General features: G+C 69.4%; 14 protein-coding genes. 9 read left to right on the top strand and 5 right to left on the bottom strand.

What is annotated here, in order from left to right:
- Position 1 precedes the first annotated feature (1 nt).
- Positions 2-427, bottom strand: coding sequence for a VOC family protein (locus AC07OA_RS01450; protein ID WP_494661980.1), 426 nt, complete (start codon positions 425-427; stop codon positions 2-4).
- A gap of 139 nt (positions 428-566) precedes the next feature.
- On the opposite strand from AC07OA_RS01450, the gene AC07OA_RS01445 reads away from it, so the two are divergent.
- From AC07OA_RS01445 to AC07OA_RS01420, 6 genes are all read left to right on the top strand, one after another.
- Positions 567-1124: a hypothetical protein gene (locus tag AC07OA_RS01445; RefSeq protein WP_494661979.1), complete on the top strand. Its 558-nt coding sequence runs from the start codon at positions 567-569 to the stop codon at positions 1122-1124.
- Positions 1121-1750, top strand: a complete 630-nt coding sequence (locus AC07OA_RS01440; RefSeq protein ID WP_494661978.1) for a hypothetical protein — start codon at positions 1121-1123, stop codon at positions 1748-1750. Before AC07OA_RS01445 ends, AC07OA_RS01440 begins: the two co-directional genes overlap by 4 nt.
- 179 nt (positions 1751-1929) lie before the next feature.
- Positions 1930-2925 (top strand): hypothetical protein, encoded by a 996-nt coding sequence (locus AC07OA_RS01435; RefSeq protein ID WP_494661977.1) that lies wholly within the window; start codon positions 1930-1932, stop codon positions 2923-2925.
- Between the two features lie 57 nt (positions 2926-2982).
- Positions 2983-3384, top strand: coding sequence for a DUF805 domain-containing protein (locus AC07OA_RS01430; RefSeq protein WP_494661976.1), 402 nt, complete (start codon positions 2983-2985; stop codon positions 3382-3384).
- Positions 3385-3489: 105 nt separating this feature from the next.
- Positions 3490-4722: a flavin-dependent oxidoreductase gene (locus AC07OA_RS01425; RefSeq protein ID WP_494661975.1), complete on the top strand. Its 1233-nt coding sequence runs from the start codon at positions 3490-3492 to the stop codon at positions 4720-4722.
- Positions 4719-5168, top strand: coding sequence for a DUF3237 family protein (locus tag AC07OA_RS01420; protein WP_494661974.1), 450 nt, complete (start codon positions 4719-4721; stop codon positions 5166-5168). Before AC07OA_RS01425 ends, AC07OA_RS01420 begins: the two co-directional genes overlap by 4 nt.
- A 76-nt stretch (positions 5169-5244) precedes the next feature.
- On the opposite strand, the gene AC07OA_RS01415 is transcribed toward AC07OA_RS01420, so the two are convergent.
- Entirely contained in the window at positions 5245-5517 is a 273-nt protein-coding gene (locus AC07OA_RS01415) for a hypothetical protein (RefSeq protein ID WP_494661973.1), read from the bottom strand.
- Positions 5518-6134: 617 nt separating this feature from the next.
- Between AC07OA_RS01415 and AC07OA_RS01410 the strand changes: the two genes are divergently transcribed.
- A complete protein-coding gene (locus AC07OA_RS01410) occupies positions 6135-7682 on the top strand; it encodes a hypothetical protein (RefSeq protein ID WP_494661972.1) in 1548 nt (515 codons plus the stop codon).
- Between the two features lie 84 nt (positions 7683-7766).
- Here AC07OA_RS01410 and mutL read toward each other — a convergent pair whose 3' ends face one another.
- The gene (mutL, locus tag AC07OA_RS01405; RefSeq protein WP_494661971.1) at positions 7767-9701 is read right to left on the bottom strand and encodes a DNA mismatch repair endonuclease MutL; all 1935 of its coding nucleotides are present in this window, start codon (positions 9699-9701) and stop codon (positions 7767-7769) included.
- A 140-nt stretch (positions 9702-9841) separates the two neighbouring features.
- Between mutL and AC07OA_RS01400 the strand changes: the two genes are divergently transcribed.
- Both AC07OA_RS01400 and AC07OA_RS01395 read left to right on the top strand, forming a co-directional pair.
- Positions 9842-10837, top strand: a complete 996-nt coding sequence (locus AC07OA_RS01400) for a TraB/GumN family protein (RefSeq protein ID WP_494661970.1) — start codon at positions 9842-9844, stop codon at positions 10835-10837.
- A gap of 153 nt (positions 10838-10990) precedes the next feature.
- On the top strand, positions 10991-11944 hold the full coding sequence (locus AC07OA_RS01395; RefSeq protein WP_494661969.1) for a TraB/GumN family protein: 954 nt from the start codon (positions 10991-10993) through the stop codon (positions 11942-11944).
- Between the two features lie 184 nt (positions 11945-12128).
- Here the strand turns inward: AC07OA_RS01395 and AC07OA_RS01390 are convergent, their stop codons facing one another.
- Both AC07OA_RS01390 and lspA read right to left on the bottom strand, forming a co-directional pair.
- Complete coding sequence (locus tag AC07OA_RS01390; protein ID WP_494661968.1) at positions 12129-12695, bottom strand: DUF3035 domain-containing protein; 567 nt, start codon at positions 12693-12695, stop codon at positions 12129-12131.
- A gap of 122 nt (positions 12696-12817) precedes the next feature.
- The gene (lspA, locus tag AC07OA_RS01385; RefSeq protein ID WP_494662900.1) at positions 12818-13324 is read right to left on the bottom strand and encodes a signal peptidase II; all 507 of its coding nucleotides are present in this window, start codon (positions 13322-13324) and stop codon (positions 12818-12820) included.
- Positions 13325-13330: the final 6 nt, after the last annotated feature.

Genomic DNA, 13330 nt, shown 5'->3' with positions numbered 1-13330 from the left:
CTTACCCCGTCGGCGGATCGTCGAAGGTGATGACCACGCTGTCGGCCGACTTGTCGGCCGGGCCGTGGAACACCGCCTCGATGTTGTTGCCGTCGGGGTCGTAGGCGAAGGCGGCGTAGTAGCCGGGGTGGTAGGGGCGCTCGCCCGGCGCGCCGTTGTCGCGGCCGCCGTTGGCCAGGGCCGCCTCGTGGAAGCGGTGGACGGTCTCCCTGTCCCAGGCCTGGAAGGCCAGGTGCACGTGGCTGGCCGGCTCGCCGACATCCACCCACAGCTCGTCGGCGAAGAAGTGCGGACCGGCCGGGGTCTCGCCCTCGACCATCGGCACGCCGACGGCGGTGAGCACGGCGCGGTAGAAGCGTTTCATCGCCTCCAGGTCCTGGGTGCGCAGGTGGATGTGGTCGATCAGGCGGCCGCGATGGAGTTGCATGGGAAGCCTCGTGCGATGACCCGACGGACTTGGAAAACGCGGCCGGCCCGGCCCCGTTGCGGATCACAACTCCAGATGGGCTTTACATTTTTCTTCGCCCATAGATCATGGTTCGCCCATGCCACGAGGTTTCGCAGCCATGCCGACCGAGGGCGAGCTCCCGACCCGGGGGTGTCGATACTGCGCCGCCGAGCTGCGGCCCGGGGCGATCTACTGCACCACCTGCTGCCGGTTCCAGAACCGCTGGCAGGCCATTCTCAGCGGGGTGACCCTGTCGGCGGTGCTGTCGGTGATCCCGGTGGTGACCCTGGCCTACGCCTTCCTGCGCACCAACGTCATCCTGCCCCGCTCGCGGATCGACGCCACGGTGCTGTCGTGCACCCAGTCCCAGGTGCGGCTGGCGGTTTCCAACAGCGGCAATCGCGGGGCGATGTTCCTGGGCGGCTCGGCGACGCTCGAGGAGACCACTGCCGATCCGCAAGTCCGCAAGCTCGGCCAGGAGGCCCTGCTGCTGAACCCCGGCGACCTGAAGCTGGTCAACCTGACCATGCTGTCGCGCGAGGCCCCCTACGACCCGGTCGACATGCCCCTGCGCGCCAAGGACTGCCGCTACCGCCTGACGCTGGACGTGCTGGAGGTCCCCCGCAACAAGCCGCGCCAGGTCACCGCCACCTGCGCCTGCGAGGTGAGCGAATGACCCGGCTGCCGGCCCTGCTCGCCGCCCTCGCCCTGGCCGCCGCGCCGGGCCTCCCCCAGGCCCAGCAGCCCCGCGCGGCGGTCTATCTGGCCATCGTCAAGCCCAGCTCGGCGGCCGCTCAGGCGGGGCTGCAGGACTGGAGCCAGGCCTTCAAGCGCGGCCTGGACGTGGCCCTGTACGACGCCATGAGCACCGCCTTCGGCGCGGGCAAGATCCAGGTCCAGAAGACCGACTACGACAGCGCCCCCTCCCTCCAGCGGCTGGAGACCCTGCGCAAGCAGCGCGAGGCGATCTACATCGTCAGCGCCGTGGCCTCCCAGGCCGGCGAGGTGACCACCATCTCCAGCACCGTGATGCTGGGCGACCTGTCGGGTTCGCTGGCCCCGGTGATCGAGATCCGCCAGCGGGTGAACCTCAACGACTACCGCGCCGACCGCGACGCCCTGACGGTGCTGACCCTCTACGGCCTGGCCAACGAGGCCGCGCGCCTGGGCAAGAAGGCCGCCGCCTGCCGGCTGCTGGCCAAGGCCAACCTGGTGGCCGGGGGCGCGGACCTGCAGGTCTCGGGCCTGGCCGACCTGCCCAAGGTGATCCGCGACAGCAAGAAGAGTCGGTCATGCGGGTAGGGCTCTACCCCTTTCTTCCCGACATCCCGGCGAAGGCCGGGACCCAAGCCGAGTCGGCAGGACCGGCGTGGCCGTCCCGTTTGCAAGCGCCCGTTCGGACGGTCAGCTTGGGTCCCGGCCTTCGCCGGGATGTCGGGAAGCGGGGGTGGGCCTTGGCGCTTGTCTTGACAGCGCTAGCGGTGCTGACCCCTCCCCCCGCCCACGCCCAGACCCGCGTCCAGATCGGCGTCGACAACCTGGCCTCGCGCGACGGCCTGGGGCGCAACGTCTCGGCCGTGCTCAATCTCCAGGTCTGGAAGACCCTGCGCCGCGCCCCGTTTCCCAATCCGCGCAAGCTCGATTTCGGCTCGGGCACGATCTACTGGTTCGAGGGCGACACAGAGGTGGCCGACGCCGAGGGCGGGGCGGCCCTGCTGGAGTCCTACGGCTACGACCTCCTGCTCTGGGGCGCGGCTCAGACCTATGGCGACGGGGTGGCCGTCGACGTCTATCTGACCGCCCCGCGCGACCGCATGCCCCTGGCGACCTGGACGCTGGACGTCCCGGGCAAGGAGACCGGCGGCGCCATCGCCCTGGCCCCGCCGCGCGACCTCTACGCCTTCGCCCCCGTGCTGCTGACCCGCGCGGTGGTCCAGGCCTATACCAGCCCCGGCGCGCTCTTCCTGTGCACGGCCAAGACCGCGACCTGCGCCGATCCCCGGCCCGTGGGTCCCGGCATGGTGGCCATGCGCCAGGAGGGCGAGTGGTCGTTCATCCGGCCCAGCGGCGGCGCGCCCGGCTGGCTGCGCACGCCCGACATCGGGGCCGGCGGCAACGACATCACCGACTTCGCTGGCGCCATGGTCGCCTACGGACGCGGCGACTTCGAGCAGGCCGCGCGCCTGTTCCGCCGCGCGGCGGCCTCGCCCACCGCCGGTCCGGCCGTCGGGGCGGATGCGGCGGGCCTGGCGGCGCTGGCCCTGGCACGACTGGGCGATCCTGGCGCCCGGGCCTATGTCGAGGCCGAGATCGCCCGCCGCGACGCCGCGCCCTTCCTGCTGCAGGCCGCCGCCATGCAGGCCCTCAGCCAGGGCGACCGCCCCCGGGCGGCCGGCTGGGTCCGCCAGGCCGCCGCCTATCTCGACGACGACGACCCCTGGCTCGCCGCCGCGCGACATCTGACGGGCGCGCGTTAGGGCGGTTGACGGTCAAGCTTGCATGCGGAATGACGGGCCGACCTTTGGGGGGAAGCCATGGACCTGATGTTTCAACCGTTCCGCAAATATCTGGACTGCGAAGGGCGCGCGCGCCGCAAGGAGTATTGGCTGTTCCTGCTGCTGGTGCTGGGCGCCCTGGCCGCCAGCCTGGGCCTGGCGATGCTGGGCCAGCTGATCCACGTGCTGCCCCTGCAGCACGGCGGCGTCTATCTGGCCCTGGCGATCCTGGTGGTGTGCTTCATGCCCTGGATGGCCCTGCGCATCCGCCGCCTGCACGACACCAACCGCAGCGGCTGGTGGCTGCTGATCGGCGTGATCCCCTATCTGGGCTCGTTCGTGCTTCTGATCTTCATGGTGCTGGACGGCACGGCGGGCCGCAATAGCTTCGGCCCCGACCCCAAGAAGCGCGGGGAGACGCCGCTGGGCGTGTTCGACTGAGGCCCTCCGCCTCGCCGACATCGCCGTGACGATGCGCCGAGTCGCCGTCGCCTGTGACAATGTATGGTCCATAACAAGCCGGCCGCGACGCCGGAGGGAGGGACCATGCGCATCCTCATCGCCGGGGCGGGGATCGGCGGCCTGACGGCGGCCCTGGCCCTGCACGCGGCCGGCCACGACGTCACCGTCTACGAGGCCGTGCGCGAGATCCGGCCGCTGGGCGTGGGCATCAACCTCCTGCCGCACGCCGCGCGGATCCTGGACGGGCTGGGCGTGCTGGACGCCCTTCTGGCCCAGGGCGTCGAGACCCGGGAGCTGGCCTATTACAACGCCCACGGCCAACGCATCTGGAGCGAGCCGCGCGGCCGGCTGGCCGGGCACGACGCGCCCCAGGTCTCGATTCCGCGCGGGGTGCTGCAAGGCACGCTGCTGGACGCGGTGGTCGAGCGCCTGGGCGCGGAACGGGTGGTCACCGGCCGGCGGCTGACCGGCTTCGAGGCCGACGACACGCGCGCCGTGGCCCTGCTGGAGGACGTCGAGAGCGGCGCCGTCTCGCGCGTCGAGACCGACCTGCTGATCGCCGCCGACGGCATCCATTCCCGGGCTCGCGCCCAGCGCTATCCCAACGAGGGGCCGCCGGTCTATTCGGGGCGCATCCTGTGGCGGGCCACAAGCTGGGCGCCGCCGTTCCTGACCGGCGCCAGCATGATCATGGCCGGCCGCCGCGACCAGAAGTTCGTCTGCTATCCCATCGGTCCGGTCGGGGCGGACGGCCGCCAGCGGATCAACTGGATCGCCGAGCTGTCGGTCGCCCGGGGGCTGGAGCGCGAGGACTGGAACCGCGCCGGCGACCCGGCCGACTTCCTGCCCCGCTTCGCCGGCTGGACCTTCGACTGGCTGGACGTGCCGGGCCTGATCCGCACGGCCGAGGCGATCTACGAGTTCCCGATGGTCGACCGCGACCCGCTGCCCTCCTGGACGGAAGGGCGGATGACCCTGCTGGGCGACGCGGCCCACCCGATGTATCCGATCGGCTCCAACGGGGCGAGCCAGGCGATCCTGGACGTCGAGGCCCTGGCGCGGGCCCTGGCGGCGGAGGCGGATCCGGCCAAGGCCCTGCTGGCCTACGAGGCCGAGCGCCTGCCCGCCACCTCGGCCATCGTCCGCGCCAACCGCGCCGACGGCCCCGAACAGTGCATGCAGATGGCCCACGAGCGCGCGCCCGAGGGTTTCGCCGACGTGTCGGAGGTCTTCGCCCCGGGCGAGCTCCAGGCCATCGCCGACGGCTACAAGCGACTGACGGGGCTGCGGCGCGAGCCCTTGGAGGCCAGTGCATGAGCCCGCCGATGACGCCTCTGATGAGCCTGAAGGTGCTGGTTGGGCCGCCGGTGACGGTGGATGCGGGCGCGCCCGGACGACGCTTCATCCCGATCGTCGGCGGGGCGGTGGAGGGGGCCTATACGGGCCGCGTGCTGCCGGGCGGGGGCGACTGGCAGACGATCCAGCCCGACGGGCGGCTGGAGATCTCGGCCCACTACATCCTCGACCTCGACGGCCATGGCCCGGTCGAGATCCGGTCGGACGGGGTCCGTTCGGGTCCGCCGGAGGTGCTGGCGGCCCTGGCGCGGGGGCAGATCGTCGATCCCTCGCTCTACTACTTCCGCACCGCCGTCCGCATGCTGACCGCCGCGCCGGGGCTTGTCCGGCTGAACGGGATCCTGGCGGTGGCGACCGGCGCGCGCGAGCCGGACTGCGTCCGGCTCGAAGTGTTCGAGGTGGGGTGATCCGCCCCCTATGGGGGCGGACAGACGGCGAAGCCGTCAGGTGGGGGCAAGTCCGTACCCCCACCCTTTCAACAGCTTAGCGGGCGCGGACGGCCGGATAGACGCGGGCGTCGCCCGGCTGGGCGGCGGCGCGTTCCACGGTGTCGCGGATGCACGAGGAATAGACGTAGCCGTGCAGGGCGGTGCCGCTGAACTCGGCGCCGCAGGCCTGGGCGGCGGCCTTGACGATGTCGGCGCGCAGCACGGCCGGAGCTTTGCCCGAGGTCTTGACGCGGACTTCGCCGGCGTTGGCCGAGGCGGCGGTGAACAGCAGGGCGGCCGAGGCGGCCAGGATGGCGGTGCGGATCATGGGGGGCTCCAGAAATGAGGTCGGCTTCAACCCGTTTCAGACGCGTTTCCTTGCGGCGACACGTCGGTTGGCCCCGGCTGCATCGCGATGAGACTCATATAAATGAGACCATCTCCATTATCAATAACCTAGGTTAGTATTTTTTTGTCGCAGCCCCTGGATCAGGACCGGGGACATGCGCATGCGCGCGTCCCCAAGACCGGGCGCGGCGTCGCCAGGGGACATGCACTCAAGGCAAGACCCAGGCCGCATCGCCCCCAACCGTGGTGTGAGTGCGTGTCCCCACCGTCGCCCCCAACGCTGGACGATCATCCCGAAACTCAGCGGATGAAGAAGGGGACACGCACTCGCATCCCGCGCCCCGCCGACCCGGCCGGCGCTCCGCCGCGAGTGCATGTCCCCTCGTTCCGACGTCCGCCCGCGGCGGCGAGGCCTCGCCTTGAAACCTTGGCTGCCAGCGTGCTCTGGGGACTGACCGAGTCAAGGACCGCCTCCGGCGGCCGCGACGCGGCGGCGCGGCGCGCCGTCCTTGACTCGGTCAGTCCCCAGAGCTCCCATCCACCAAGGCTTTAAGGCGTGGCCGCACCCGGCGGGTGCAGAGAGCCGACGGGGGCGATTTGACCGACAGCACCATTCTCGACCTGGGCGAATGGGCCGAAGACAAGTTCTCGAGCTTGTGTGCGGCTGCCGGGGTAACGCGCAATAAGTCCGGTCAAGATCGCACCGGCTGGGACTATATTGTCGAATTCACAACGCCAGCTATCGAAGGCCTGCCAGCAGACCTACAACCGTCGGAGAGGTCGGCGCGCGTGCAGGTTAAGTCGAAGGCCAAGGGCAGGCCCACGATATCCCTCAAGCTCTCTAACGCGCTAAGATTCGCCCGCGAGCCGACTCCCTGCTTTGTGGTGCTTTTTCTAGCCACCCAGGGTGGTAGGCCCGTACGCATATTCGCCAAGCACTTTTGGAAAGCGGAGATCGGAGCCACGCTCAAGCGGGCGCGGGAGGCTGGTGAGGACCCGAATCTGCACAAGCGTATGCTGTCGATCAGTTTCGAGGCTGGTGACGATCACACGGAAGATTTGATCGTCTGGATGAGGAGAACGCTGGACGGCATCGGCGACCGTTACGCAGAGATCAAGGGGCATCTGCAAAGGACAATCGGCCTGGAGGAGGGAGCCATTCATGGCTCGATCCAATTTCCGCACGAGGATCTGGAGGCTATCGTCGATCACCAGATTGGCCTGACTTCCGACGCACCTAGTGTAGTGGTCACCGTCAAGCAGCGGCGGTTTGGCATTGATGCGCCGCGACCGATCATTAGCGGCGTGCCGGACTTGATCAGCATGCGTGCTCATCCTCAGCCGTGTCGTGTCAGGGTTCGCAACGTCATTGAGGAGGTGTGGCTTGAGGCCGAGATGTTCACTCCCGCGTTCCAGGATTTGCCGCCAGAGCTGAAGAAGTTGCGCATTGTCTCCGGCTTTCTGGAATTGATCTATGTGGAGGCCGGCGTGGGTAAGGTGAACCTCAAGGTCGATCAAGCGCGACTCTTTACTCTGATTGAGCTGCGTCACATGGTTCAGCTGCGCCGTATTGCTTCGAAGGGTGAGTTCGAACTTCAAGTTTATTACGATGATAGATTGGTCCTAGGCATCGGTGCGACTACGCCCGTGGTCGAAGATGTTTGGCTAAAGCATCTGCCTGATGGGTTGGACTGCTTGGGGTTGGTCACGACCGGGGTTGCCCCTGCGGGCTTTTTGCTCTCTTTCGCTGATGTTTATGAGGCCTGGGATCGGCTCGTGGATTTCGCCGGCCTAGTCACCGGTGAGAACATGGAATTTGATTGCACGACCGATCCACCGCTGCCCCAATCCCTTGAGGCGAAAACGTTCGTGGCCTTCGATTATCTTGACATTGGTGGTTGGAGCCTATTGGCTGTGGTTTCCCGCTCAATCGAGACCCTTAAAGTTGAAGGCGACCGTCTGAAGTTCACCTGCGGGCCGCCCAGGGTCATGGAGTCGGCCGTGCGGAGCGGCTCAGGAAACGGTGCGCAGGCAGAACTGGCGGCCATGTATCGAAGGACTGTGCAGTTTGCTGCACTACCGCTGGAATTTTTTGGCGGTGACTACCGATCAATGTCGAGGCTTTGCTCTATGCGCGGTACCTAGATTAGGGCGGAAGCGCGGCGATATGAGCTAAGCACATAATGCTCTAAGTTCACCCATGAGTTCAGAAATTACTCTCGTTAGCCCCTACCGCCGCCCAAACAACCTCTCAATATCCGCCAACTTCAGCTCCACGTACGTCGGCCGCCCGTGGTTGCACTGGCCCGAGTGCGGCGTGGCCTCCATCTCGCGCAGCAGGGCGTTCATCTCCACCGCGTTCAGACGCCGGCCCGCCCGCACGCTGCCGTGGCAGGCCATGGTGGAGCAGACCTCTTCCAGGCGCTCCTTCAGGGCCAGGGCCTGGCCGTTTTCGGCGAGGTCGTCGGCGATGTCGCGGACCAGGCCCGCGGCGTCGGTCTTGCCCAGGAGGGCGGGGGTTTCGCGCACGAGGACGGCGCCGGGGCCGAAGCTTTCGACCACCAGGCCCAGGGCCGACAGCTCCTCGGCGCGGGCCACGACGCGTTCGGCCTCGGCGGGGTCGAGCTCGACCACCTCGGGCAGCAGCAGGGCCTGGCGGGCGACGCCGCCGGCGGCCATCTCGCCCTTCATGCGCTCGTAGACCAGGCGCTCGTGGGCGGCGTGCTGGTCGACGATGACCACGCCGTCGCGGGTCTGGGCGACGATATAGGTCTCGTGCACCTGGGCCCGGGCCGCGCCCAGCGGGTGGTCGATCGGGTCGAAGGGGGCGGCGGGAGCCTCCGCGCCCGGATAGGCGATGCTGGGCGGGGCGTCGTAGCCGCCATAGGCCGCCTCGCGCACCGCCTGGGCGACGCCGCCGCCCCCCAAGCTTCCTCCCAGGGTCTGGTAGGTCTCCTCCGGCGCGGCCTCGTGGCGGGCCGAGACGTCCGACAGGCCCGGCAGGGCCTGGGGCGCGGGCCGGGTCCAGCCGCCCGACTGCCAGGCCGAGAAGCCGGCGGGCGACGGTGAGGGCTGGTAGCCCGGATACGCGCTCTGCGACCGGATGCTTTCCAGCGCCGACGCGGCGGTGGTGGTCGACGCGCGGTGTCCCGCCGCCGCCAGGGCGTGGCGCAGGGCCCCGACGATCAGGCCGCGCACCAGGGCGGGATCGCGGAACCGCACCTCGGCCTTGGCCGGGTGGACGTTGACGTCGACCTCGGCGGTGTCGAGGCTGATGTAGAGCGCGGCGGTCGGGTGGCGGTCCCTCGCCAGAAAGTCGGCATAGGCCGCGCGCAGGGCGCCCTGCAGCAGCCGGTCGCGCACCGGTCGGCCGTTGACGAACAGGTACTGGTGGGCGGCGTTGCCCCGATTGTAGGTGGGCAGGCCGGCGAAACCGGTGAGGCGCACGCCGTCGCGGGTCTGGTCGATCTCGATGGCGTTGTCGTGGAAGTCGCGGCCCAGCACGGCCGACAGGCGCGCCAGGCGCCCTTGCGGCCCCGGATGCTCGGGCGGCAGGCGGATGATGCGGCGGCCGTCGATGTCCAGGGAGAAGCCGACGCTCTCGTTGGCCATGGCCTGGCGCTTGATCTCCTCGGTGATCGCCAGGGCCTCGGCGCGCTCGGACTTCATGAACTTCAGCCGGGCGGGGGTGGCGTAGAAGAGGTCGCGCACCTCGATCCGCGCCCCGTGGTCGCCGGCGAAGGCGGCCGGCGCCACCTCGCCCACCTGGCCGCCCTCGACCAGGATCGAATGGGCGTCCGCCTGGCCCTTGGCGCGCGAGGAGATGGAGAGGCGCGCCACCGAGCCGATGGACGGCAGGGCCTCGCCCCGGAAGCCCATGGTGTGGATGCGCAAGAGGTCCCACAGCCCCTCGGCGTCGGGGGCCAGCTTGGAGGTGGCGTGGCGCTCGATGGCCACCGGCAGCTCCTCGGCCGACAGGCCGCAGCCGTCGTCGGCCACCAGGATGCGGGTCAGGCCGCCGCCGTGGGCCTCGACCTCGATCCGCGTGGCGCCGGCGTCGATGGCGTTGTCGACCAGCTCCTTGATGGCGCTGGCCGGCCGCTCCACCACCTCGCCGGCGGCGATGCGGTTGACGGTCTCGGGCGGCAGGCGGCGGATGGGCATTCGGCGAGCTTTCGGGGCGCGGACCCTGGGAAAGGCCCGCATTGCAGCATGGTAATTTGACCGGCCCAGCTTGGGCCCTTCCAAGTGCGGAAGACCGATCATCCTAGATCGATTCCGCCCTGGCTGGAGAAACACAGATAGTGACGCGTACCCGCTTTGCCGCCATCGGCGCCGCCCTGGGCGTGCTGGTCGCCGCGCCCGCCTTCGCCCAGCAGGCCGTCGACGCCTCCGGTCCCATCGACCTCAAGCGTGTCGATCCCCAGGCCGATCTCGTGGAAGAGCTGGTGGTCAACGCCCGCCTGCCCGGGCCGGCCTGGTGGAAGGTCAGCGACGCCGACACCACCGTCTATGTGCTGGGCGTGCCGGCCATGATGCCCTCGAAGCTGGAGGTCGAAGAGTCGGTGTTCAAGCGGCGCATCGACGGGGCCAATGTGCTGATCATGGGCCAGGAGGCCGAGGTCAGCGTGGTGCGGGTGGTCGGCCTGGCCATGGGCGGCAAGCGCTTCTTCATCAGCGACAAGCCCATGCGCCAGACCCTGCCGCCGGACCTGCGGGCCCGGCTGGAGGCGCGGCTGGTGAAGATGAAGGAAAAGCCCGACAGCATGGATGAGGTCAAACCCGCCTTCGCCGGCTTCCTGGTGGCCAATGCCGGAGACGACGGCGACATCTCGATCCATCTGGGCGGGGTCACCGACCGCATCCGCGAGATCGCCAAGGGCAAGGACATCGAGAAGAAGCCGCGCATCCAGTCCCTGCCGGGCTACAGCCTGGTCGACGCGGTCAAGACCCTGGGCGCGGCGCCCCAGCCGCTGCAGGAGCTGTGCCTGGACGCAGGCCTGCGCCAGGCCGAGAGCGGCCAGGGCGGGATCAAGGTGACGGCCGAGCGCTGGGCGCGGGGCGAGGTGCGCGAGGTGGTCTCGGCCGACCGGGGCTTCTCGCGGTGTCTGGCCTCGACCCCGGAGATCGCCCGGGAGCTGCGCCAGGGCCAGGCCGACGCGGTCAAGGCCATCGGGGCGGCGCTTGGCAAACCCGGCAAGGCGGTGGCGGTGATCGAGCTGCGCTCGCTGCTGGCCGAGGGCGGGGTGCTGGATCAGCTGCGGGCGAAGGGATTCACGGTGGAGACGCCGGGGGTGTGATTGCCGCCGGACGCCCCCTCCGTCACGATGCTGCGCATCGCGCCACCTCCCCCGTTTCACGGGTGAGGAAAGGGGCGGCGCGATTCTTCCTCCCTCGTGAAACGGGGGAGGTGGCATGGCGCGGATACGCGACATGACGGAGGGGGCGTTCCGATGCGTTTGAGACTTCCGATAGCCGTGGCGATCCTGGCGTCCGTCGCGCTGGCCACCTCCTCCCAAGCCCAGACCACCACCCCGCCCCTCGACGACCCCGAGGCCAATGTGGTCGACGCCCTGGTGGTGGACGCCAAGCTGCCCGGGCCGGCCTGGTGGAAGATCTCGGACGGCGACACCACCATCTACATGCTGGGCGTGCTGCAGGCCCTGCCGCGCGACCAGGCCTGGGACACCGGGGTGCTGGACCGGCGCCTGGACGGGGCCTTCGCCCTGATCCTGCCGCCGGAGGGCAAGGCCGGCATCGGCGACATCCCCGCCGCCCTGGCCCTGCGCGGCAAGCTGAAGTCCGACACGCCGCTGGACGCGGCCGTCGGCGACCTCGGCCCCAAGCTCGTCCGCGCCCGCGCGACCCTGGGCAAGAAGCCCGACGCCTATGCCGGCTGGAGCCCGCTGGGCGCGGGGATCGCCATGGCCGGCGACTATCGCAAGTCGCTGAAGCTGGAGAGCGAGGAGCCGGAACGCACGGTCCAGCGCCTGGCCCGCAAGCACAAGGTCAAGGCCCGGCCGGTCTCGACCTACAAGGTGCTGGCCCTGGCCAGGACGGCGGTGGGCGGCCATTCGCGCGAGGCGGGGCTGATCTGCCTGGAGGGCGTGTTGGACGAGGTCAACGCCGGCGGCGGCGCGGCGCGGACCGCCTCCCGGGCCTGGGCCGAGGGCGACGTGCGCGGGGCGATCAGCGGCCCGCGCAACTTCCAGCGCTGCCTGCTGGCCCTGCCGGGCGTGGCCGACCTGGAGCGCAAGGGAACCCGCGACGAGGTCGAGGCCCTGAGCGCGGCGATGAAGACGCCGGGCCATGCGGTGGCGATCTTCGGGATTCGCGGCCTGGTGGCGCGGGGCGGGGTCTTGGACCAGATGCGGGCGCGGGGGTTTACGGTGACGGCGCCGGAGTAGGGGCGGGGGAGACCCCCCTCAGTCGCTACGCGACAGCTCCCCCAAAGGGGGAGCATTGCTCGGCCCAGATCCTCCCCCTCTGGGGGAGGTGGCCCAAAGGGTCGGAGGGGGTTTGCGGCGTAAAACGAAAAAGGCCCGGAAGTCGCCTTCCGGGCCTTTCGAAATTCAGCGGATCAAACCGGCCCTACAGGCCCGGCAGCTTGATCTTGCTTTCCTTCTCGCGGGTGATGACGATCGCGCCGTTGCCGGTCAGGGCCTTCAGGCGGGCCTCTTCGGCGGCCGCGTCGACCGAGACGGATTCGGTGGCGCCGGTCTCGCTGGCGGTCGGGGCGGCGGTCTTGTCGCCCTTCTTCCAGAACATCACCTTGCTGGCGAAGCTCTCGTCCTTGTGGGCCAGGTCGCCGTTCTCGTCGTCGACCACGAAGCGGATCAGCGGGTCGGCCTTGTCGACGCCGGCGCGGGCGACCAGCAGCTTCTCGCCGTCCGAGCGGCTGGCGGCGTTGCTCTGGCCGATCAGGGCCTGACGCGCGGCGCTTTCCGGCTGCAGTTCCTGCGGACGCGGCTCGCCAGGCGCCGGCGGACGCAGGGCGTAGTCAGGCGGCACCACCAGCGGCGCCTTGGTGACGACGCGGAATTCGTCCGGAACGACCTTGCTCATGCCCAGAGCCTTGGACGTGGACTGGCAACCGGCGAGGCCCGAGGCGGCCACGGTGGCCAAGACGCCGAGGGTCGCGACCCGATAGAAACTCATGAAACCCATGCTCCAGCGGCCCGCCCCCGGGTAGGCCAAATTTCGGACGCCCTCGATACGACATCCGGGGCCGGGCGCCAATCTTCCTTGAGATCGTGGCCACGTTAGGGCCGTTCGTATCGTCAGAGGCCGTGCCCGTCGGGATGGGCGATCTTTTTCTCTTCCGACAGGAAGCTGTCGATCAGCAGCAGGGCGACCCCGACGTTGATCCACGAATCGGCGACGTTGAAGACCCACGGGAAATGCATCCGCGATACGTCGATGAAGTCGATGACGTAGCCGTAGCGGATGCGGTCGATCAGGTTGTTGCCGAAGGCGCCGGCCATGATCAGCCCCAGGCCCGCGGCCATCGGCCACCGCGTGGCCTTGCGCGCCCAGACGCCCAGGGCGACGACGACGCCGGCGGAAAAGATCGTCAGCAGCCAGCGGCTGAGCTGCGAGTCGCGGAAGAAGCCGAAGCTCATGCCGTAATTATGGACCAGGGTCAGGTACAACGGCCCGGCCACGTGCTGGCTGGCGCCGGGCGTCGTGCCGAGCGTGGCGAGAATCGAGGCCTTGCTGATCTGGTCCAGCACGACGCCGACGATGGCGATGGCGTAGGCGGTCCAGCCGAGGCGGGTGATCTTCATTTCAGT

The sequence above is a fragment of the Caulobacter sp. GW821-FHT09B08 genome, assembly GCF_059418225.1.
The sequence above is the reverse complement of the archived record's forward strand: the minus strand, read 5'-3'. Positions and strand labels throughout refer to the sequence as shown.

Coding starts and splice junctions, on each gene's coding strand:
- lspA (WP_494662900.1), bottom strand. CDS start 13,324: ATGAAGATCACCCGCCTCGGCTGGACCGCCTACGCCATCGCCATCGTC.
- AC07OA_RS01440 (WP_494661978.1), top strand. CDS start 1,121: ATGACCCGGCTGCCGGCCCTGCTCGCCGCCCTCGCCCTGGCCGCCGCG.
- AC07OA_RS01395 (WP_494661969.1), top strand. CDS start 10,991: ATGCGTTTGAGACTTCCGATAGCCGTGGCGATCCTGGCGTCCGTCGCG.
- AC07OA_RS01390 (WP_494661968.1), bottom strand. CDS start 12,695: ATGAGTTTCTATCGGGTCGCGACCCTCGGCGTCTTGGCCACCGTGGCC.
- AC07OA_RS01420 (WP_494661974.1), top strand. CDS start 4,719: ATGAGCCCGCCGATGACGCCTCTGATGAGCCTGAAGGTGCTGGTTGGG.
- AC07OA_RS01425 (WP_494661975.1), top strand. CDS start 3,490: ATGCGCATCCTCATCGCCGGGGCGGGGATCGGCGGCCTGACGGCGGCC.
- AC07OA_RS01430 (WP_494661976.1), top strand. CDS start 2,983: ATGGACCTGATGTTTCAACCGTTCCGCAAATATCTGGACTGCGAAGGG.
- AC07OA_RS01450 (WP_494661980.1), bottom strand. CDS start 427: ATGCAACTCCATCGCGGCCGCCTGATCGACCACATCCACCTGCGCACC.
- mutL (WP_494661971.1), bottom strand. CDS start 9,701: ATGCCCATCCGCCGCCTGCCGCCCGAGACCGTCAACCGCATCGCCGCC.
- AC07OA_RS01445 (WP_494661979.1), top strand. CDS start 567: ATGCCGACCGAGGGCGAGCTCCCGACCCGGGGGTGTCGATACTGCGCC.
- AC07OA_RS01415 (WP_494661973.1), bottom strand. CDS start 5,517: ATGATCCGCACCGCCATCCTGGCCGCCTCGGCCGCCCTGCTGTTCACC.